Annotated in this window: 17 protein-coding genes; 14 read left to right on the top strand and 3 right to left on the bottom strand. The window is 31.6% G+C overall.

All coding sequences use genetic code 11. From position 1 onward, the window contains the following. Positions 1-25: 25 nt before the first annotated feature. Genes menD through AC1DCD_RS05815 form a run of 3 tightly spaced genes read right to left on the bottom strand, consistent with a single transcriptional unit; the run spans position 26 to position 3,206 of the window. Entirely contained in the window at positions 26-1,690 is a 1,665-nt protein-coding gene (gene menD / locus AC1DCD_RS05825; RefSeq protein ID WP_008448857.1) for a 2-succinyl-5-enolpyruvyl-6-hydroxy-3-cyclohexene-1-carboxylic-acid synthase, read from the bottom strand. Positions 1,691-1,699: 9 nt separating this feature from the next. Beyond that, a complete protein-coding gene (locus AC1DCD_RS05820; protein ID WP_008448769.1) occupies positions 1,700-2,758 on the bottom strand; it encodes an isochorismate synthase in 1,059 nt (352 codons plus the stop codon). Positions 2,759-2,789: 31 nt separating this feature from the next. Then, on the bottom strand, positions 2,790-3,206 hold the full coding sequence (locus AC1DCD_RS05815; RefSeq protein ID WP_008448862.1) for a PaaI family thioesterase: 417 nt from the start codon (positions 3,204-3,206) through the stop codon (positions 2,790-2,792). A 652-nt stretch (positions 3,207-3,858) separates the two neighbouring features. Here AC1DCD_RS05815 and ftsY point away from each other — a divergent pair. The 14 genes from ftsY (at position 3,859) to AC1DCD_RS05745 (ending at position 21,402) form a co-directional block, all read left to right on the top strand. Then, the gene (gene ftsY, locus AC1DCD_RS05810; protein WP_036853918.1) at positions 3,859-4,812 is read left to right on the top strand and encodes a signal recognition particle-docking protein FtsY; all 954 of its coding nucleotides are present in this window, start codon (positions 3,859-3,861) and stop codon (positions 4,810-4,812) included. A 28-nt stretch (positions 4,813-4,840) separates the two neighbouring features. Beyond that, positions 4,841-6,139 (top strand): 30S ribosomal protein S12 methylthiotransferase RimO, encoded by a 1,299-nt coding sequence (rimO, locus tag AC1DCD_RS05805; protein WP_008448814.1) that lies wholly within the window; start codon positions 4,841-4,843, stop codon positions 6,137-6,139. Between the two features lie 11 nt (positions 6,140-6,150). Continuing rightward, positions 6,151-6,441 carry an HU family DNA-binding protein gene (locus tag AC1DCD_RS05800; protein WP_008448826.1) on the top strand — a complete coding sequence of 97 codons (291 nt, stop codon included), beginning with the start codon at positions 6,151-6,153 and terminating at the stop codon, positions 6,439-6,441. Then, positions 6,441-7,736: an HU family DNA-binding protein gene (locus AC1DCD_RS05795; protein WP_019035537.1), complete on the top strand. Its 1,296-nt coding sequence runs from the start codon at positions 6,441-6,443 to the stop codon at positions 7,734-7,736. The genes AC1DCD_RS05800 and AC1DCD_RS05795 overlap by 1 nt, the downstream gene beginning before the upstream one ends. Before the next feature lie 146 nt (positions 7,737-7,882). Then, a complete protein-coding gene (locus tag AC1DCD_RS05790) occupies positions 7,883-8,878 on the top strand; it encodes an AAA family ATPase (RefSeq protein WP_008448819.1) in 996 nt (331 codons plus the stop codon). 21 nt (positions 8,879-8,899) lie between these two features. Continuing rightward, positions 8,900-9,772, top strand: a complete 873-nt coding sequence (locus tag AC1DCD_RS05785; RefSeq protein ID WP_008448717.1) for a DUF58 domain-containing protein — start codon at positions 8,900-8,902, stop codon at positions 9,770-9,772. Then, positions 9,769-10,836 (top strand): hypothetical protein, encoded by a 1,068-nt coding sequence (locus AC1DCD_RS05780; protein WP_464640805.1) that lies wholly within the window; start codon positions 9,769-9,771, stop codon positions 10,834-10,836. Before AC1DCD_RS05785 ends, AC1DCD_RS05780 begins: the two co-directional genes overlap by 4 nt. A 13-nt stretch (positions 10,837-10,849) precedes the next feature. After that, positions 10,850-11,806 (top strand): vWA domain-containing protein, encoded by a 957-nt coding sequence (locus AC1DCD_RS05775; protein ID WP_008448668.1) that lies wholly within the window; start codon positions 10,850-10,852, stop codon positions 11,804-11,806. A gap of 32 nt (positions 11,807-11,838) precedes the next feature. Then, positions 11,839-13,539 (top strand): VWA domain-containing protein, encoded by a 1,701-nt coding sequence (locus AC1DCD_RS05770; protein ID WP_464640803.1) that lies wholly within the window; start codon positions 11,839-11,841, stop codon positions 13,537-13,539. A gap of 4 nt (positions 13,540-13,543) precedes the next feature. Then, a complete protein-coding gene (locus AC1DCD_RS05765; protein ID WP_464640801.1) occupies positions 13,544-16,129 on the top strand; it encodes a BatD family protein in 2,586 nt (861 codons plus the stop codon). Positions 16,130-16,161: 32 nt separating this feature from the next. Continuing rightward, a complete protein-coding gene (locus AC1DCD_RS05760) occupies positions 16,162-16,851 on the top strand; it encodes a phosphatase PAP2 family protein (protein ID WP_060932850.1) in 690 nt (229 codons plus the stop codon). 20 nt (positions 16,852-16,871) lie between these two features. Continuing rightward, positions 16,872-18,143, top strand: coding sequence for an S-adenosylmethionine:tRNA ribosyltransferase-isomerase (locus AC1DCD_RS05755; RefSeq protein WP_464640798.1), 1,272 nt, complete (start codon positions 16,872-16,874; stop codon positions 18,141-18,143). A gap of 32 nt (positions 18,144-18,175) precedes the next feature. Next, positions 18,176-19,402 (top strand): DUF2027 domain-containing protein, encoded by a 1,227-nt coding sequence (locus AC1DCD_RS05750; RefSeq protein ID WP_464640796.1) that lies wholly within the window; start codon positions 18,176-18,178, stop codon positions 19,400-19,402. Between the two features lie 32 nt (positions 19,403-19,434). Beyond that, on the top strand, positions 19,435-21,402 hold the full coding sequence (locus tag AC1DCD_RS05745) for an NAD(+) synthase (RefSeq protein ID WP_464640794.1): 1,968 nt from the start codon (positions 19,435-19,437) through the stop codon (positions 21,400-21,402). Positions 21,403-21,498 lie beyond the last annotated feature (96 nt).

Raw genomic sequence — 21,498 nt, 5'->3', positions numbered from 1 at the left:
TATTTTAATTTTAGTCTTGTATTTTTTATAATATACATTGAAAATATTCATTCATTACTTGTGCATCATTATTGGGATTAGTAAAAACTTCCAACAGAACAGCCCCTTCCGTATTTGTTACAAAACGCTGCATTTGCTCACGCAGCTCCTCCTCATTATGCGCACTAAGGTATTGTAAGCCATAGGAATGGCAGATACCTTCAGCCGATGTGTGATGACTTGCTGCTATATATTCTTCACAATAAGGTGATTTTTTAGGGTCTTTCATTTGGTAAAATATACCGCCACCACCGTTATTGAGTAATAACACTTTTAGAAGACGCTTAGAACATATATTCCAAAGGGCATTATTGTCATAGAAAAAACTTAGATCGCCTATTACACAATATACTTGCTCAGCCTCTGAATCCTTAAGCGAGTACCCTACAGCGACCGACAAACTCCCCTCTATACCATTCACCCCACGATTGACATGGATATATTCTTGCGAATAGATATTGCCTAAACGCACGGCAGAACTATTGGCATAAAACAGGCTATGCTTACCTTTATATGTATAAAGATATGTATGAAAAAGCTTTACTGCTAACATCTGAGAATAGGCTGGGAGGTAGCTTTCAGCTTGTTCTGCCACCGCTTTTCTCACTGTTAACCACTGTTGATAATAATTATTTACCTTATGCTGTTTGCTATGTGCTGCCAATAAGTGTACAAATAAAGCTGGATAAGCTTGTATCACCCATGAAAGATTCATAAAAACATCACGTACCTCACCGTGTTCATCAATAAGAACAGAGGTTATTCCTCGTGCCTTTCGTAGGTATTGCTTAAGTCGTTTGCTAACAATTGTGCCACCTATATAAACAATGAAATCGGGTAAAAAGGTAGTATCATTATCTATTCGTGTCAAGACTGCATCAAGATGTTGTGCATACGGATTGCCACCTGACGACAGATTGTCCTGCAAGAGAACATAATGCTCATGGATTTTAGCAATATCAGCCGACAAAGCTTCGGCAACATCAGCATCTAACTGCCCTATAACAATCAAAGGCTTACTTGCCCGAGATAGTTCGTTAGCTAATAATTCCAGCTTATCAGTATCGCTAACAGCTGTTCCTAAAAATATATAACGCTCTTTAGGCAGCTGTGTTATATTATATTCGTAAAGAGGTTCAGATAGCGGTACATTGATGTGTACTGGTCCGCCGCCGTATGATACGGTAGCATTCAGTGCCTCATTTACTAATCTATTGCAATACCATAGTTCTTCTTCTGTGCGTGGTTCAGAGATGTTAATATGCTTGCGAACATTTGGTTTGAGAGCATTTGCCTGCTTAAGTGTTTGCCCATCACTCTGTCCTATCCACTGTTGTGGTCTATCGGCAGAGATAATAATGATAGGAATGTTACGATAATAAGCCTCAGCTACGGCTGGTGATAGATTGAGAAGTGCCGATCCTGAAGTAACGCATACCACAACAGGGGCATTAATAGCTTCAGAAATGCCTATTGCTATAAAGCCAGCAGAACGCTCATCGGTAACAGGATAACAGGTTATTTCGTTTGTCTCCAATAAATTATGTACAATAGGAGAATTGCGCGAACCAGGACAAACTACAGCAGTATGAATGCCGTGCGATAACAATAACGACGTAAGGATATTTACATTTTTTTTACTACTATACATGTCTTTTATTTATGTCTGTTGCAAAAGTTGAAGCATTGTCTGAAGCTTTGCTTCCGTTTCCTGCCATTCACTTTCTTTTTTACTTTCTGATAAAAGTCCCCCCCCAGCATAAAGTCTACAACAATTGTCCATTATTTGCATACATCGAAGTGAAACATAAAGATGAGTTTCATTGTTTATATTTAGTGGACCTATAAAACCGCTATAATAACTCCTATCTATTCCCTCATTTGATAAAATAAAATCTTTAGCTGCTTCTTTAGGTATACCACATACAGCCGGAGTGGGATGAAGGGTTGAAAGTAAATTTCCTATATTGTTTTCATTAGTAAGTGTAAATTGAAAATCAGTTCGTAAGTGAGCGAGGTTAGAAGCAAAAGTAGTAAAAGGCTCGCTAACATTAATGGAATTGCTATATTGCTGTAGACAATTTAAAATATATTTAACCACATAGTTGTGCTCTTCTTTATTCTTGTTAGACCATTTTATGTTACATTTATCTTTATGCATAGTACCAGCTAAAGCCATAGTATGCCAAATGTTACCATTTATTTTATCTAATAATATTTCAGGAGTAGCCATAAGCCATATACCTGATTGTGGTGTAGATACTAATATTATGTGCTGCTGCGGATATTGCTTACAGGCTTCTAAAAAAATGCTTTCAAGGTTGATATGTGATGTTTTTATATCTACATATCGAGCTAAAACTAATTTATCAAACAAGTTGTTTTGCAATGCATTATAGAATGTATTAAAAGCTTTAGTGTAAGATATATCTATATCTTTATTTTCAAAATCTTTTAATAATATTTTTTCTCCAGAAGGGGGCAACGTGATCTTTTTGGATACAGCATCTTCAAAAAGCAAAATAGGATATTTTTTACTTGCTATAAAAGGAGCAAAGATAAAGCCCTTCTTTCCATTAAGACTATTAAGATTGTAAAATTCCGAAGGTGGAGATGCTTGGTAATAACATGTACAACTATCGGAGAAAGGTAAGCGACTAAGCGCAAATGATCCTTTCTGTATTTTTTCTGTTAAAAGAAAATTATAAAATGAGGGCATTACTAATAACTATTTAATAACTACATTTTACTTATAGCTTTGGGTTTGGCATTAAGTAGTTAGTTACTTGTATTGTAGAAATAAGCTCACCGTTCTGATTTTTTATATCAACATGCCAAACATGTAAAGTTTTACCCTTATGAACGAGTTTGCCATAAGCAGTAACCACATCGCCTATATATGCAGGCTTTACATGAGTTCCATTTACATTTATCCCCACAGCAATATAACCAGGGCATACTGCCATAGAGCCAACACCAGTTAAGTTCTCTGCCATTGATAGTGATGCACCGCCTGCTAAGACTCCAAAGGGTTGTTTGTTTTTATCGCAAACAAGCATTTTTGCTTGTAAAGTATCAGGGTCAGGAGTATTAATAAATTCTATTCCAAGAGAACGTGTTAACCCGTCATCTTTTTTAAAATTATCCCAAAAGTATGAAATATCCATTATATTATTTCTATTATAACTATTAAAGATAAGCAATAAGAGTAATATATGCACTTATAACCTACTTTAGACAAGTATAATCTATTATATACAAAGTTAGTAATAAAATTTGGAAAATACCATTTAGGAAATAAAAAAAAGTTTATAAAAAAGCCCTTTATCACCACAAATTGGTTTTATAGAAATAAATAAAAAACTACTTTACTTTTTAGTAGCTAATATATTTTTATTGATTAGGATAGCAATAAAAATATATAAACTTCTTATATCCAGTAAAAAATAACAATTCTTAGGTGTAGGAAGCTAATGTTTTATAGTAATAAGAATGAATCTTTTTCTTGGAAAAGAGAACTGATTATGATAAAAAATAATTTATTTTTGTACTAAAAATAAATTAAAAATCAGATAAAAATAATTTATTTTTATTATTATGTCATCTCTTTTGCTAACTAAAAAAGTAAATTTTTATGCACAAATAAATAAATATTTGTATAGTGAAAGATGATGTTAGTTTAGTGTTTTTATATTTATGATAAATATTCATCACTAAAGGTCAAAAATCAAAGTAGCAGGTATTGTTTTATAATTTAATATATTAAGGTGTTTTGTTATATCATCTGATTTATTTATCTTTGCATAAAAATAGCATATTATGGGTTTATTTGGATTATTTAATAAAAGTAAGAAGGATACGTTAGATAAAGGATTGGAAAAAACAAAAGCGAATGTTTTTTCTAAATTAGCACGTGCTGTAGCAGGAAAATCTACGGTAGATGACGATGTTTTAGACAACTTAGAAGAGATTTTAGTAACATCAGATGTTGGTGTAGATACTACAATAAAGATTATTCATCGTATAGAAAAGCGTGTAGCAAGGGATAAATATGTTTCAACAAGTGAACTAAATGCTATATTAAAGAGCGAGATAGCTAACTTATTATCAGAAAACAACACCGGAGATATTGCTAATAGTGAGATGTTAGTGGGTAAAAAGCCTTATGTTATTCTTGTAGTTGGAGTAAACGGAGTTGGTAAAACTACTACAATAGGCAAGCTGGCATATCAATTTAAACAAGCAGGCAAAAAGGTTTACTTAGGTGCAGCAGATACGTTTCGTGCAGCAGCAGTAGAACAGATTGATATTTGGGGGAAAAGAGTAGGAGTCCCTGTAATAAAGCAGCAAATGGGTGCAGATCCAGCCAGTGTAGCTTTCGACACATTACAGAGTGCTAAAGCCAATGATGCAGATGTTGTATTGATAGATACAGCTGGGCGTTTGCATAATAAGGTGAACCTTATGAATGAGCTTAAAAAGATAAAAGAAGTAATGAAAAAGGTCATACCAGATGCTCCACACGAAGTAATGTTAGTCTTAGATGGTAGTACTGGACAAAACGCTTTTGAACAAGCTAAACAGTTTGCTGCTGTTACTCAGATCTCTTCTTTAGCAATTACAAAGCTTGACGGAACTGCTAAAGGAGGTGTCGTTATAGGTATTAGTGATCAATTAAAAGTACCTGTAAAATATATCGGTTTAGGTGAAGGAATGGAAGATCTGCAGTTATTTAATAAAGAAGAATTTGTAGATAGTTTGTTTAAGGGTTAAGTTTGCTTTCTTACGTTTTCATTGATATATGAATAAAAATCAGATAGATATTATAACAATGGGGTGTTCTAAAAACCTTGTAGATTCAGAATTGCTTATGAAGCAGTTTGAGGCTAATGGTTTTAAATGTACCCATGATTCAGATAAGCCAGATGGAGAAATAGCTGTTATCAATACATGTGGATTTATAGAAACAGCTAAGGAGGAAAGCATCAATACTATATTGGAATTTGTTAATAGGAAAGAAAAAGGACAGCTAAATAAGCTCTTTGTTATGGGGTGCTTATCGCAACGTTATAAGGAAGAGTTAAAAAAAGAAATACCTGAAGTAGATAAATTTTATGGTAAATTTAACTATAAACAGCTATTAACAGATCTTGGCAAAGCCAGTGTAGCCTCATGCAATGGTGTACGCCATCTTACCACACCACGCCATTATGCGTATATAAAGATAGCAGAAGGTTGTGATAGGCATTGTGCTTATTGTGCAATACCACTTATTACAGGAAAGCATCAATCAAGAAAAATGGAAGATGTTTTGCAAGAAGTAGAACAACTTGTAAAGGAAGGCGTAAAAGAATTTCAGATAATAGAGCAAGAGCTTACTTATTATGGAGTGGATATTGATGGAAAACACCATATATCTGATTTGATTTCAAAGATAGCTGATATAAAAGGAGTAGAATGGATTCGCCTTCATTATGCTTATCCTAATCAGTTTCCTTTAAGTTTGCTCGATGTTATAGCAGATAAGCCAAATGTATGTAAATATCTTGATATAGCTTTTCAGCATATTTCTGATAATATGCTTAACAGAATGCATCGACATGTAAGCAAACAAGAAACGCTCAGTCTGATAAAAGAAATACGTAGTCGTGTACCAAATATTCATTTACGCACAACTTTATTGGTAGGTTTTCCCGGAGAAACGGATGAAGATTTTGAAGAGTTAAAAGATTTTGTTCGTCAAGCACGGTTTGAGCGTATGGGGGCTTTCTCTTATTCCCGCGAGGAAGGTACTTATAGCGCAGAGCATTATGAAGATGATGTTCCTGAAGAGGTTAAGATGCAACGACTTAACGAATTAATGGCTATCCAGCAGGATATTTCAACAGAAATAGAAAGAGCTAAAGTAGGGCATACTTTTAAAGTAATCATAGATAGAAAAGAAGGAGATTATTATGTAGGACGTACAGAGTTTTGCTCACCAGAGGTAGACCCAGAGGTTTTAATTCCAATGAAAGAAGATACGTTGCGAGTAGGTGAATTCTATAATGTGTATATCACAAGTTCCGATGAGTTCGATCTTTATGGAGAAATAAGATAAATTTTTACCGAATGAATAATAAAGAGTTCATAGCTAAGTTATCTAACCAAATGGGGTTTACACAAGAAGAAAGTCAGAAATGTGTTAAGACTTTACTCGATGAAATGGGTAAATCTTTCGAATTAGGTAAACCTATTCAAATATCAGGCTTTGGATCGTTTGATATAAAAAAGCGTATGGAACGAATTATAGTAAATCCAGCTACAGGAGTAAGAATGCTTGTACCCCCTAAATTGGTGTTAAGTTTTAAGCCTACTAATACTATAAAAGCACATATAAAGAAAGGAGGAGTGGCTGAATAATGGCAAAAAGTTCTATCCAGATGCTTGCTACTGCAATTGCAAAGAAAAACAACTTATCAAATGCAGATGCTATAAAGTTTGTAGAAACAATGTTTAATATCATTATAGACGAACTTAAAAATAGTAATCCTGTTAAAATAAAAGGGCTTGGCACATTTAAATTGCAGTCAGTAAAACCTCGTGAAAGTGTTAATGTAAATACAGGGGAACGTGTCCTTATAGAAGGACACGATAAAATATCTTTTACGCCAGACCAAGCAATGAAAGATATTGTAAATAAGCCTTTTGCACAGTTTGATACTGTTGTTTTGAATGATGGAGTAGAATTTGAAGATGAAAACGACCAAAATGAGGATAATACAGAAAATGATGAAGAATGTATAGAAGAAGATAATGTCAAAATACCATTAGAAAAAACTTTAAAAGAAAAAACCGCAGCAAGTTCTTCTGATACCGCTATTGATATTAAAGAAAATGCAGAGATATGTGAAAAATCATGTAAAGAAAGCCCTATTTTAAGTTCTGTAGAGCCATCTAATGATAATACTATTTCTAAATTAGATGAAAATAAAGATGATTTTTCGGAAAAAGACGCAGATAAGACTCTGTATAATGAAGAAAAAATATTAAATGACAAGATCACTTCATGTCAAAATACTACTGAATCTTTACAAAAAGAAGACTCAAGCGTTTTATCAGATAAAATTATACAAAAAGTTACAGAAGAAAAAAATAAAGATATTACAGCTACAGATAATTGTATAGAAAAAGAAGAGCCAACAGATGATGAGCGTGAAATGCGATCTTTATGCTGCATTTTACTGATAGTATTAATTATAGCAATAATAGCTTTTGGAGGTTATTACGTAAAGACGACTTTTTATGATCAATCTTTTAAAAAAGAAATTGTAAAGGATAATACTATTAAAAACATAGTAAAACCCGTAAAATATGTTCCAAAACATGTAGATTCATCTTTAGTACATAGAGTTATTACATCAAAGAAAAAATCTGCTAAGATAAAAAAGATATCAGAAGAGTCGAGGTATGAAAGCTTGAGTAACGATCCTAAAATACGTTATGGGGCTTATAATATCATAGGAATAGAAAAGGTTGTTGTTTTAAAAAGTGGCGATTCTATGACAAAATATAGCCGTAGAACATTAGGGCCAGATATGTTAGGATATTTTCAAGTTTTAAATGGAGTAGATGAAATGTATGAAGGAGATACTATGAAAGTGCCAAAGGTTAGGTATCGTCCTCAATATCAAAAGAAAAGAAAAGAAAGATACTAATATAAGAAAAGGTTTTCTAACACATAAGGTTTTAGAAAACCTTTTTTAAGGTTATTTAGACTGTAGATAACAACCTAAGACTATTATTTATTGTACTTTTGTATGATAATAAATAAATGATAGTAGTAAACTAAAAATAGTTATAAATGGCAGAAGCAATAGATATTCGTGAGCTTAATGCACGGATAGAGCAGCAAAGCTCTTTTATTACAAATTTAACAGTAGGAATGCATCAAGTGATAGTAGGACAAAAGCACTTGATAGAATCTCTTCTTATAAGTTTATTGAGTGATGGACATATTTTGCTGGAAGGCGTTCCTGGATTAGCAAAGACTTTGGCTATTAAGACTTTATCAGATCTTATTGATGCAAAATATAGTAGAATACAGTTTACTCCAGATCTTTTGCCTGCCGATGTTATAGGTACCCAAATTTATTCTCAGAAAGACGAAAGTTTCAATGTAAAAAAAGGTCCTGTATTTGCTAATTTTATTTTAGCAGATGAGATTAATAGAGCTCCTGCAAAAGTGCAAAGTGCTTTATTAGAAGCAATGCAGGAACATCAAGTAACAATAGGTGATGATACTTTTCTTTTGCCAAACCCTTTCCTTGTGATGGCAACTCAAAATCCTGTAGAGCAAGAAGGTACTTATTCTTTACCAGAAGCACAGGTAGACCGTTTTATGTTAAAGGTAATTATAGATTATCCTACTATAGAGGAGGAGAAACTTATTATCAGTGAAAATTTGCAATCCTCAATGCCTACAGTAAGTCCTATAGTAAGTTTAAACGACATTATTTCTGCAAGAAAAATTGTAAAAGAAGTATATTTAGACGATAAAATAATGCAATATATTGCAGATATTGTTTTTGCAACACGCTATCCTGAACGTTATAAGTTGGGAGAGTTAAAGCAGATGATAACTTTTGGAGGTAGTCCTCGTGCAAGTATTAATCTTGCTAAGACAGCAAGAGCTTATGCTTTTATTAAACATAGAGGTTATGTTATACCTGAAGATGTGCGTGCGGTAGCATATGATGTGTTAAGACATCGTATTGGATTGTCTTACGAGGCAGAAGCCTCTAATATGGCATCTGAGCAAATTATTACTGAAATATTAAATAAAATCCAAGTACCTTAATCTTGTTTTGTTCTTTATATTATGGATACAACGAAGCTGCTTAGAAAAGTAAGAAAAATAGAGATAAAAACTCAAGGTTTGAGTAAAAATATCTTTGCAGGTAAGTATCATTCTGCATTTAAGGGTAGAGGTATGGCTTTTTCTGAAGTTCGTGAGTATCAATATGGAGATGATGTAAGAGATATAGAATGGAATGTAACAGGGCGTTTTCATCATCCTTATGTGAAGGTATTTGAAGAGGAACGTGAACTGACTGTAATGCTTTTAGTAGATGTAAGTGGATCGCTTGACTTTGGTACGCAACTGCAAATGAAACGTGATCGTGTTACAGAGGTTGCTGCAACATTAGCATTTTCAGCTATTGAGAATAATGATAAAGTAGGAGTTATTTTCTTTTCAGATACGATAGAAAAATATATTGTGCCATCTAAAGGACGTAAACATATTCTTTATTGTATAAGAGAAATGCTTACTTTTAAACCAAAGAGTAAGCATACCGATTTGCAAATAGCAATAGAATATCTAACAAAGGTATTAAAGCGCAAATGTACTGCTTTTATAATAAGTGATTTTTATACAAAATTTAATTTTGAGCAATCGCTTATCATAGCAAATAAAAAACATGACGTTGTAGCTATTCAGGTATATGATGAGCGTGCAAAGATGTTGCCAGATATAGGTTTGCTGAAGGTAGTAGATGCAGAAACAGGGCACGAAATGTATATTGACACTCATGATATACGATTACGAAAGTTACATCACGATTATTGGATAAATCGTAATACACAACTTAAAGAGATTTTAAATAAAAGTAGGGTAGATAGTGTTTCTATTGCTACTAATGATGATTATGTAGAGAAGCTGATGGCTTTATTTTCAAAAAGAAGTAGATGAAACGTAGTATAGTTTTATTATATATATTATTAGTATGTAGCATTTTTAGTGTTGCACATGATAGCTTAAAAACAGAATTAGACACAAAAAGGATATTAATAGGTGGGAGAGCGGCTCTAAAAATTTCAATAGAAGTGCCTAAAAACGTATTACCTATATTTCCTAAATTTAAGATTAGGCAAGAAATAGTGCCAGGAATAGAAATTTTAAATATAAAACGTGATACTATAACTAACAATACTAACAAAGGCTATAGCGTTACCTACATACTTACCTCTTGGGATAAAAACACCTATAAGATACCGTCCTTACCTGTTATAGTAGAAGGAAAAACATTTATGAGTAAGGAGTTTTTACTTACTGTAGACGAAATAAAAATCAATAAAAAACAAGCACATCAAAAGCCATCAGATACCATTATAGATGTACCTTTTAAATGGATAGATCTTATTCCCTCATTTTTATACTTTATAATTTCATTTATAGGGTTTATAGTATGTTTTATTTTGTATAAAAGAATAATTAAAAAGAATAAGTTTATTCCACTTAAAAGTAGGGCTATTAAGTTATCTCCCTATGAAGAGTCTATGAAGGCTTTAAATAGGCTAAGAGATAAATCTAAAAATATTACTGATCAGAAGAAATATTATACAAAGATAACAGAAATAATAAGATGGTATATATATAAGCGGTTTAATATAAACTCATTAGAGATGACCTCTGAAGAGATAATAGAATCTTTAAAAGCTCAATGTGATGATTTAAAGATCGACGAATTACAAAATTTGTTTTCTACAGCCGACTTAGTGAAATTTGCAAAATTCTCCACTTCTGAAAACGATAAAGAATATTATTTATCTAAAGTTGTTTGCTTTATAGAAGACACAAAAGCTGCAATAGTAGAAACAAATATTGATTCAAGTGTAGAAGATAAAAATAATGACAATAGATTAAAAGTAAATTATAGAAGAACGATAATAAAAAGTATTATATATATTGTAGCGTTGGTATCAATAGTCTTGTTATTATATGCTTGTTATAAGTTTTATACTATTGTGATTTAAAAAAAAAGAAAAAATGGATTTTGCTGATAGTGGATATTTGTTTTTATTACTACTTTTGATACCATATATAATATGGTATTTCTATAAAGGTAGGCGGACAGAACCTACGATGCGTATGAGTGATACTTATGCTTATCTAAATTCACCAAAGAGTGCTCGTGTTCGTTTTATCCACTTACCAATGTTTTTACGTTGTATAACTTTTTCTTTAGTCGTTATAGTACTGGCTCGTCCACAAAGCTATTCGGCATGGGATAATAAAGATAGTGAAGGCATTGATATTATGTTAGCAATGGATATTTCTGCAAGTATGCTAACAAATGATGTTATCCCTAATAGATTAGAAGTGGCAAAGGAAGTAGCGTCCGATTTTATAAGTGGGCGACCTAATGATAACATAGGACTTACTATTTTTGCAGGTGAAGCTTTTACACAATGTCCACTCACAACCGATCATGCATCATTAATCAACTTGCTTAACAGTGTTAGGACTGATTTAGTTGTAAAGGGATTGATACAAGATGGTACAGCAATAGGCATGGGGCTGATAAATGCTGTTGGAAGATTGAAATCATCTAAAGCAAAGAGTAAAGTTGTTATTTTATTAACAGATGGTAGTAACAATGTAGGTTCTATATCTCCAATGACAGCAGCAGAAATTGCTAAAAAATTCAATATTCGAGTTTATACAATTGGGCTTGGAACAGAACAAAATAATGGATATAGTGATATTGATTATACTACATTAAGACAAATAGCTAATGTAACTAATGGTAAATTTTATAGTGCACAAAGCCAAACAGAACTATCACAGATATATAAAGATATTAATAAGCTAGAGAAAACTAAATTAAAAATAAAAGGAAAGAGTGCAAAATATGAAGTCTATATGCCTTTTGCAATAGCAGCTTTAATTTGCTTTTTGCTGGAGATATTATTACGTCTTACTGTTTTTAAACGTATTCCTTAGTGTTTTTCATTATAGTCATAAAATAAATAAAAATGTTTAGATTTGAAAGTCCTATATATCTTTGGTTATTATTGTTGATACCTTTATTATCAATATTTTATTATATTTTATATCAGCATAGAAAGCAACGCATTAAAAAGTTTGGTGATATAGAGTTAGTAAAACAACTATCCCCTTCTTTATCAAATAGGCGTCGTTTTATAAAGTTTCTTCTTATGCAAAGCTCTATAGCTTTAATGGTACTTATAATAGCACGCCCACAAATTGGAAATCGTATATCTTCTACAAAAAATGGAAAAGGTATAGAGACTGTTATAGCTTTAGATATTAGTAATTCTATGTTAGCTCAAGATGTTATACCTTCACGTTTAGATAAAAGTAAATTACTTATAGAAGACCTCCTCCGCTCTTTTGATAATGACAAGGTAGGATTAATAGTTTTTGCAGGAGATGCTTTTGTCCAGTTACCTATTACGTCCGATTTTATTTCAGCAAAGATGTTTCTTAATGACATTAATCCTTCTTTAATAGGTACTCAAGGTACTGATATAGGAAAAGCTATTAATCTTGCTATGCATAGTTTTTCTCCTACATCAAAAGCAGGTAAGGCTATAATAATAATCACAGATGGAGAGGATAATGAGGGAGGTGCAGAAGCTATGGCAAAAAAGGCTCAAGAAGCAGGTTTTCATATCTATATCCTTGGTATAGGATCTACATCAGGAGCAGAAATTCCTATTGGTAATGGTGAAAAATTGAAAGATAAAAGAGGAAATATTGTTGTATCACATCTTAATGAAGATATGTGCAAAGGTATAGCTGATGCAGGTAAAGGTGTTTATATACATGTAGATAATAATAGCGATGCACAACAAATATTAAAAAAACAGTTATCTAAATTACAAAAAGATGACATCAATAATATCGTTTATAGCGATTATGATGAACAATTCCAGGCTATTGCTATAATCCTTATAATATTAATAATAGGAGAGGTATGCATACTTGAACGTAAAAACACAAAAAAGAAAAAATGGTATATGATAAAAAATAATTTTGCAAAGCTATTAATTTGTATATTTTTCTTATCTTTTTTCTGTAATTTTATGATCTATGCACAATCAGAAAACCAACTTATTAGAAAAGGTAATAAGTTTTTTAGATCTAAAAATTATTTAGAATCAGAGATAGCTTTCCGTAAAAGTTTAATTAAAAATAATAAAAGCGATATTACTATTTATAACTTAGGGTGTGCATTACAAGCTCAGAAAAAAAATAAGGAAGCTTTAAGTGAATATAAAAAAGCAACAAAGGTAAGTGAAAATTCTTTGCATAAGTCGAAAGCATATTATAATATTGGAACTATATTTCAAGGACAAAAAAAATATGACGAAGCAATAGAATCATATAAAGATGCATTACGAAATAATCCAAATAATAATAATGCCAGATATAATTTAGAACTTTGTAAACAACAACAAAAACGACAACAACAAAAACGACAACAGCAACAAAAATCTAAAAACAAAAAAAACAATAGTAAACAGCAGAACAAAAATAAAAAGAACAAGAATAACTCTAATAAACGTGATCAGAAACGTGATAAGGAAATGAGTAAAGATAATGCTGAGAGACTTTTAGATGCAGCTATGCAGCAAGAAAAACTTACTCAAAAACGCTTATCTAAGGCAATGCATCAGCCATCTGATCATCAATTAAATAAAAACTGGTAATACAATGAATATTAAGCGTCATCTTCTTTTATTACTATTACTGTTATGCTTTCAGATAATAATGGCACAACATGTACGAGTCGTAGCACCAAGAAGAGTATCAGTAGGTGAAGAATTTCAAATAGAATATACTGTATATACTCAAGATGTGCGACGTTTTCATTTGGGAAAGATTTCATCTGGCTTAGAAAAGATTTATGGACCAGCTACCTCTTCTCAGCGAAGTATTCGTTTTGTTGATGGACATACAAGTAGCTCTTCGTCTATCTCTTTTGCCTATGTTTTTGTAGCAAATAAGAAAGGTATTTTAACTGTTAGTCCAGCTCGTATTGATATAGGAGGACAAATGCTGGCTTCTACACCAGTTAGAATTACGGCTGTAGGAAATGTAAATACCTCAAGAGCTTCTTCTAAAGGATCCTCTTCTATGAGTGAAGATGAAAATACGGATTATTCTTCATCTCCATCTTCTATAACATCTAAAGATTTATTTATTAAAGTTATAGCAAATAAGACTATTGTACATGAACAAGAACCAGTATTATTGACTTATAAAGTTTATACTACTAAAAACTTGAAACAACTTGCAGGCAAAATGCCGGATCTTGTAGGTTTTCATGTACAGGAAATAAATTTGCCACAGCAAAAGTCCTTCCATAAGGAACGTGTAAAAAATAAAGTTTATAACACTGTTACATGGAGTCAATATGTTATATATCCACAAATGACAGGAATTCTAAAAGTACCATCGTTGACGTTTAAAGGTATTGTCCAAATAAGTGATCCTGATTTTAATCCTTTTGAAGCTTTTGGTATAGATAATAGTCGTGATATTCAAAAAGATATAATAGCACCAAGTTTAGCCATTAAAGTATTACCTTTACCTAATAAACCAGCTAATTTTTCAGGTGGAGTAGGGCACTTTAATATTTCTATTCAGGCTGATAAAAAAGAAGTTAAAGCAGGTGATCCTTTATCTGTTCGTGTAGTTATAAGTGGAAATGGTAACTTAAAACTTATAAAGCAACCTAAAATAACTTATCCAAAATCTTTTGAGGCATACGATGTTAATATTTCTGATAAAACTCGATTGACTGTAAAAGGTACAGAGGGTAATATGATTTATGACCAAATAGTAGTACCTCACAATGAAGGTAGATTCACCATTAATCCTATAAAGTTTACATATTTTGATGTGTCTCAGCAGAAATATGTTACAATAGAGACAGAAAAACTTTGTCTAAAAATATTAAAAAATAAAAGTATAAAAAAGAAGGAAGTAGATGATGCTGCTTCTTTAGATAATGATATTCATCCACTGAAATTAGAAGAAAGTTCTTTTAATAACTTTAAATATACTTTCTTTAATTCATTTCTTTATTGGTTTTTTATATTTATCTTATTTGTAATTATAGTATTAATAATCTATTTTTTTAGAGATGGGCTAAAGAGTAGTTCTGCTGATTTTTCTTTAAAGTTGGAAAAAAATGCCAATAAAACAGCAACATCACGATTAGATTCGGCTTATGCTATGATGTTAAAAGGTGATAATATAGAATTTTATGAAGAAATATCTCATGCTCTTTGGGGCTATGTTAGTGATAAGCTACATATAGCTGTAGGAGAACTATCGCGTGAAAATATCACAGAATCGCTTGCTTATATTAATATTCCAAATAATGTGATTGAAAAATTTATATCTGCTTTAGATGAATGTGAGTATGAACGTTATGCTCCTGGTGATGAGCGTGGGAATATGCGTCGTACTTATGATAAAGCTATAACAGCCATTAGTTCTATAGAAGATGTTTCAAAAAGAAATAAGAAAATAAGAAAAATGAAATCGTTATTGCTTTTATTTGGCATTCTTACTATATTTACATTGTCTTCATTTGGAATAAATACATCAAAAAATGAAGCTAATAGTCTATATAATAAAGGTAATTATGCAGCTGCAGCGCAGGCATATGAATTCCTTTTACAAAAGAATATATCACCATCTCTTTATTATAATTTAGGTAATGCTTATTATAAACAGGATAGTATAGCTAAGGCTGTAATAGCTTATGAACGTGCTCTACGTTTGTCTCCTGATGATAATGATATAAAATTTAATCTCCAATTAGCTCAATCTAAAACTATAGATAATATACCATCTAAATCAGAAATGTTTTTTATAACATGGTATAAATCGCTAGTGAACTTATTGAGTATTGATGGTTGGGCATGGATTTCTATATTTTCTCTTGTACTTATTATTTGTGGAATGTGTGCTTTTATACAGATAAAAAAACTTAGTATTAGAAAAACTTTAACTAAGATATTTGTCATATTAATAATACTATTTGTGCTTTCTATCTTTTTGGCATTTCAACAAAAAAGTTTTATCTGTTCGCATGATTTTGCTATTGTAATATCTCCTTCTGTTGTTGTGAAAACAACACCAGATGCAGCAGCAAGTAAAGCGTTTATCATACATGAAGGGACTAAATTGAAAATTATAGATAATTCAATGGATCAATGGTGGGAAGTTGTTCTTGATGATGGAAGGAAAGGTTGGATAGAAAAAGGTGTTGCAGAAGTAATTTAATTATTCACATTTAAAAGATAGGAAGAAAAAGAATGGGTATAGAATTTCTTAGGCACTTGGATAATAATTTAGTTATTGCCTTACATGGTGGTAACAATTTGTTTTTAGACAAATTTGCCATTATCTTTACTACTTCTTATATATGGATACCACTTTATTTATCACTATTATTGTTGATAATTAAAAATAATGAAAGCTGGAGAAAGATATCACTTATCTTAGGCATTTTTGCCGCTACTATCATATTAAGTAATATTATAAATAACGTTATAGTTAAACCTTCTTTTGAGCGTCTTCGTCCTTTTAATGACCCACATTTACATTCTTTATTACCTTTAATTAATGGCTATACTGCTAAAGGATTTAGTTTTTATTCTTCACATACAAGTAATAGCTTTTTCATATTCACATTTCTAACATTACTTATACGTAATAAAACTTTGTCTTTTTTTCTTTTATTATGGGCTATAACCATTGCTTGGACAAGATTATATCTCGGAGTACATTACCCTACTGATATTATAATGGGAGTATTTTTAGGTATTTCATTAGCAATATTAGGATATTTTTCATTTTATAAAATATATAAAATAACAAACGAACATTTACATTTTATATCTGCTAAATATACAGAAACAGGATATAGCCTATCAGATATAGATACTGTATTAAATATTTTAATGTTGACATTAATATACACAATGTTTCATGCAATATTATAACTATAAATAAAAATATTATTATGTCAGAAGAAACAAAACATATTAGCATTTCCGATTATAACTATCATTTACCTGATAGTCGTATAGCTAAGTATCCTTTAGCTAAACGTGATAATAGTAAATTGTTGTTATATAAACAAGGTAAAATAACAGAAGACGTTTTTTATAATTTACCAAAATATCTACCAAGTGGAGGATTGATGGTTTTTAATAACACAAAGGTTATTCAAGCACGTATCCATTTTCGCAAGGAAACAGGGGCTTTAATAGAGATATTCCTTTTGGAACCTGCTGATCCAGTGGACTATGAATTGATGTTTCAAACTACTCATAATTGTTCATGGCTTTGTATGGTAGGTAATTTAAAAAAATGGAAGGATGGTGAATTAAAGCGTAAGTTTGATATAAAAGGCGAAAAATTAACATTAATAGCTTCGTTAAATAAAGAAAAAACTCTTAACACTTTAGGAGGAACTAATCATTGGATAGACTTTACATGGGATAATGAAAATGTATCATTTGCTGAAATATTAGAAATAGTGGGTGAACTGCCAATACCTCCTTATCTTAACCGTGATACAGAGGAAAGCGATAAAGAAACTTATCAAACAGTATATTCCAAAATAAAAGGATCAGTAGCTGCGCCTACTGCAGGCCTTCATTTTACACCAGAAGTATTGAAAGCTATAGATGAATGTGGTATTGTTCGTGATGAACTTACACTACATGTGGGAGCTGGTACTTTTAAACCTGTAAAAAGCGAAGAGATAGAAGGACATAATATGCATTCTGAATATGTTGTAGTGCAACGACACACTTTAGAGCAATTACTTTTACATGATTGTTCTGCTATAGCTGTTGGAACAACAAGTGTAAGAACATTGGAAAGTTTATATTATATGGGTATACATCTTGAAGAAAATCCTAACGCTTCTGAAGCAGATTTGCACATAAAGCAGTGGGAACCTTATGATTTACCACATAATGAAGAAGGACTTGTAATAATAAAAGGTGTGGCAATAACAGTAAGAAAGGCTATAGAGAACATACTTTTTTATTTAAAAAAAGATAATTTACAAGCACTTCACTCAAGTACGCAGATTATTATCGCTCCTGGATATACATATAAGATAGTAAAAGCTCTTATAACTAATTTTCATCAACCTCAATCAACACTTATATTATTAGTAAGTGCTTTTGTTAAGGGCGATTGGCGTAACATATATGATTATGCTCTTAATCATGATTTTCGATTTTTGAGTTATGGTGACTCTTCTTTATTAATTCCTTGAACAAATGTTATAATTTAAAAAAGATTTTATTTATGAAAAAAGGTGATAAAGTAAGATTTCTTAATGAGAAAGGAGGAGGCATAATTGCTGGCTTCCAGAATAAGAATATAGTATTAATAGAAGATGAAGATGGGTTTCAAATACCTACAAATATAAAAGATGTTATTGTTATAGAAGATTCATGTGCTGAAGAGAAAGCATTAAGCCGCATAGAAGAGAAAGAAAAAAATATTGATGCAAATAAAACTAATAAAAGTATTAAGCAGCAACTTTCCTTAGATCCTGAAGAAAGTTTAGATAATTGGCGTAATATAGATGCTGATGTTAAGCCTGACGAAGATCCTTCTGTAGGTTTTAAGATTCCTGTACAAGAGCGTATAGGTGGAGATAAACTTTCGGTATATATAGCGTATGTTCCTATTGATAAGGATAATTTTTCTGCTACTCGATTTGAATCTTATATAATTAATGACTCTAATTATTATATTACATTTACTTATCAAATAGCAAATGAAAGTGATAATAAATGGACTCTTCATGCTCATGGTGAAGTAGAGCCAAATACAAAAATGGTATTAGAACAGTTTGGAAAAGAAGAACTAAATGATTTATTAAGAGGGAATGTGCAATTTATTGCATATAAACAAGATAAAGATTTTGAATTAAAGTCAGTATATGATGTTCAATTGAAACTTGATGCAATAAAATTTTATAACCAGAATTCCTTCCATGAAAATATTTTTTTTAATAAACCAGCTATTCTTTGTAATTTAGTATTAGATGATAAGCAGAGATATAATGCAACTGTTAAACCTGAAAAATATTGTTTGGAAGTAGATACAAGAAAAGATTCCGTATGTAAACCTGCTCGTATACAAAAATCGGTTAATAAGGATAATTTAGAAACTTTGCAGAAGCATTTTACAGAAACATCTCCAATTTCGCCTATTAGGAAAGTAAAGAAGTTGATGCGTGAAGATAAAATTATTATCGATTTACATGCTGATTCTCTTTTAGAAACCATTCAAGGAATGACGTCAGCTGATATTTTAGAATATCAATTAGATTTTTTTCGTAAAACCTTAGAAGAATATAAGAATATTAAAGGTCAAAAAATAATATTCATTCATGGAAAAGGAGAGGGTGTTTTACGACAATCTTTACTACATGAGCTGAACTATCGTTATAAGCATTATTCTTATCAAGATGCGTCCTTTCGTGAATATGGTTATGGGGCAACGCAAGTTACTATAAAATAAGAAATATTTGTTTTATCTTATACCTAAGTGTTATGAAATACGGATTTATAAAAGTAGCATCAGCTATACCTGCTGTAAAAGTAGCAGATATACAGTATAATCTATCAGAGATAGAGAAGCAAGTTATAAAGGCAGAAGGAGAAGGTGTAGAAATAATTGTTTTTCCAGAATTATCTCTTACAGGATATTCGTGTCAAGACCTTTTTCAACAGCAGGTTTTGCTTGATAATATAGAAATAGCAGTAGTACAGCTATTAGATTTTACAAGGCAACTGGATATAACTATTATAGTAGGGGCACCTATTTGCGTCAACTCTGTTTTGCTTAATTGTGCTTTAGTGATACAGCATGGCAAATTGTTGGGTATTGTTCCAAAGACTTATTTACCTAATTATGGTGAATTTTATGAAAAACGTTGGTTTGCTTCTTCGCAAGATTTGCAGCTGCAAAGTATTTATTATGTAGGTGATAAGATAGATATTTCTACAGATATTCAGCTGTTTTCTACTTCTCAAGGGGTTAGGTTTGGCATAGAAATCTGTGAAGACTTATGGTCTCCTCTTCCACCAAGTAATCAGTTAACATTGGCAGGGGCGGAACTTATTTTTAATCTTTCAGCAAGTGATGATCTTATAGGCAAGCATAATTATCTTAAAACTTTAGTTGCTCAACAAAGTGCACGAACTATTTGTGGTTATGTATATAGTAGCTGTGGTTTTGGAGAAAGCACACAGGACGTAGTTTATGGAGGCAATGCTTTAATATATGAGAATGGTAAGTTATTAGCAGAAGCTAAACGTTTTGAAGTGGAAGCACAGATTATTATCTCAGAAATAGATATTGATAGATTGCGTATAGAGCGTAGAGCTAATACTACTTTTGTTAATGCTCAACGTCCTACTATGATGCAGCGTCTGAGAGCTAATAATCAAGCTATTTTAAGAAATATCCCCACTTGTATACCACCATCTATCCAGCGAGAGTTTATTCTTACTCGTTCTGTATATAAGTATCCTTTTATACCTAAAGGAGAAGAGCTTCGTGAGCATTGCGAAGAGATTTTAAATATTCAAGTATGTGGTTTGGCCAAACGCTTATTACATATTAATTGTAAAACAGTAGTTATAGGAGTGAGTGGAGGATTAGATTCTACCTTAGCTTTACTTGTTGCATCTCTTGCCTTTGACAAGTTAGGATATAATCGTAAAGGTATCATAGGTGTTACTATGCCAGGCTTTGGAACTACAGACCGCACATATAGCAATGCTATTACATTAATGAAAAAATTAGATATAACTATTCGTGAAATAAACATTTCAGAATCTGTTAAGCAACATTTTGCTGATATAGAGCATGATATAAATTTGCATAATACCACATATGAAAATTCGCAGGCTCGCGAACGTACACAAATATTAATGGATATAAGCAATCAAGCGGGAGGGATTGTTATAGGCACAGGAGATTTGAGCGAATTAGCTCTTGGGTGGTGTACTTATAATGGTGATCATATGAGTATGTATGCAGTAAATATAGGTATTCCTAAAACATTGATAAAGCATTTAGTATATTATATAGCAAAAGATAGTACAGAAGAGGTTACTAAGTGTACACTTAATGATATTATAAATACTCCAATATCGCCAGAGCTAACTCCGGCGGATAAAAATGGTAATATTATACAAAAGACAGAAGATCTTGTTGGACCTTATGAGCTGCATGATTTCTTTTTATATTATATGTTAAGATTTGGCTTTCGTCCGAAAAAGATCTTTTGGTTAGCACAGCAAGCTTTTAAAGGAGAATATGCTGATGGTATTATTCTTCATTGGCTTCGTATATTTTATAAACGCTTCTTTTCACAACAGTTTAAACGTTCTTGTCTGCCTGATGGCCCTAAGGTGGGAAGTGTAAGCCTTTCTCCAAGAGGCGATTGGAGAATGCCTTCCGATGCTATGTGCTCTGAATGGATACGAGATCTAGAGAATATAGAGAGCTAAGTTTTAATTATTAATATTAATAATAAGAGTAATGTATAGACTATTAACACTATATTTGCTACATTTATAAGACATAAATATTCACATTAAAAAAGG

The sequence above is a fragment of the Prevotella sp. C0209C1 genome (assembly GCF_056583855.1).
Note: the sequence above shows the minus strand (reverse complement) of the source record. Positions and strands in the feature narration are given on the sequence as shown.

Excerpts from the sequence above, each read along its gene's own strand:
- AC1DCD_RS05760 (WP_060932850.1), top strand. The coding sequence starts at position 16,162 with ATGGGTATAGAATTTCTTAGGCACTTGGATAATAATTTAGTTATTGCC.
- AC1DCD_RS05750 (WP_464640796.1), top strand. The coding sequence starts at position 18,176 with ATGAAAAAAGGTGATAAAGTAAGATTTCTTAATGAGAAAGGAGGAGGC.
- AC1DCD_RS05785 (WP_008448717.1), top strand. The coding sequence starts at position 8,900 with ATGGATACAACGAAGCTGCTTAGAAAAGTAAGAAAAATAGAGATAAAA.
- AC1DCD_RS05815 (WP_008448862.1), bottom strand. The coding sequence starts at position 3,206 with ATGGATATTTCATACTTTTGGGATAATTTTAAAAAAGATGACGGGTTA.
- AC1DCD_RS05800 (WP_008448826.1), top strand. The coding sequence starts at position 6,151 with ATGAATAATAAAGAGTTCATAGCTAAGTTATCTAACCAAATGGGGTTT.
- AC1DCD_RS05820 (WP_008448769.1), bottom strand. The coding sequence starts at position 2,758 with ATGCCCTCATTTTATAATTTTCTTTTAACAGAAAAAATACAGAAAGGA.
- ftsY (WP_036853918.1), top strand. The coding sequence starts at position 3,859 with ATGGGTTTATTTGGATTATTTAATAAAAGTAAGAAGGATACGTTAGAT.
- AC1DCD_RS05795 (WP_019035537.1), top strand. The coding sequence starts at position 6,441 with ATGGCAAAAAGTTCTATCCAGATGCTTGCTACTGCAATTGCAAAGAAA.
- AC1DCD_RS05765 (WP_464640801.1), top strand. The coding sequence starts at position 13,544 with ATGAATATTAAGCGTCATCTTCTTTTATTACTATTACTGTTATGCTTT.
- AC1DCD_RS05755 (WP_464640798.1), top strand. The coding sequence starts at position 16,872 with ATGTCAGAAGAAACAAAACATATTAGCATTTCCGATTATAACTATCAT.
- menD (WP_008448857.1), bottom strand. The coding sequence starts at position 1,690 with ATGTATAGTAGTAAAAAAAATGTAAATATCCTTACGTCGTTATTGTTA.
- AC1DCD_RS05770 (WP_464640803.1), top strand. The coding sequence starts at position 11,839 with ATGTTTAGATTTGAAAGTCCTATATATCTTTGGTTATTATTGTTGATA.
- rimO (WP_008448814.1), top strand. The coding sequence starts at position 4,841 with ATGAATAAAAATCAGATAGATATTATAACAATGGGGTGTTCTAAAAAC.
- AC1DCD_RS05790 (WP_008448819.1), top strand. The coding sequence starts at position 7,883 with ATGGCAGAAGCAATAGATATTCGTGAGCTTAATGCACGGATAGAGCAG.
- AC1DCD_RS05780 (WP_464640805.1), top strand. The coding sequence starts at position 9,769 with ATGAAACGTAGTATAGTTTTATTATATATATTATTAGTATGTAGCATT.
- AC1DCD_RS05775 (WP_008448668.1), top strand. The coding sequence starts at position 10,850 with ATGGATTTTGCTGATAGTGGATATTTGTTTTTATTACTACTTTTGATA.
- AC1DCD_RS05745 (WP_464640794.1), top strand. The coding sequence starts at position 19,435 with ATGAAATACGGATTTATAAAAGTAGCATCAGCTATACCTGCTGTAAAA.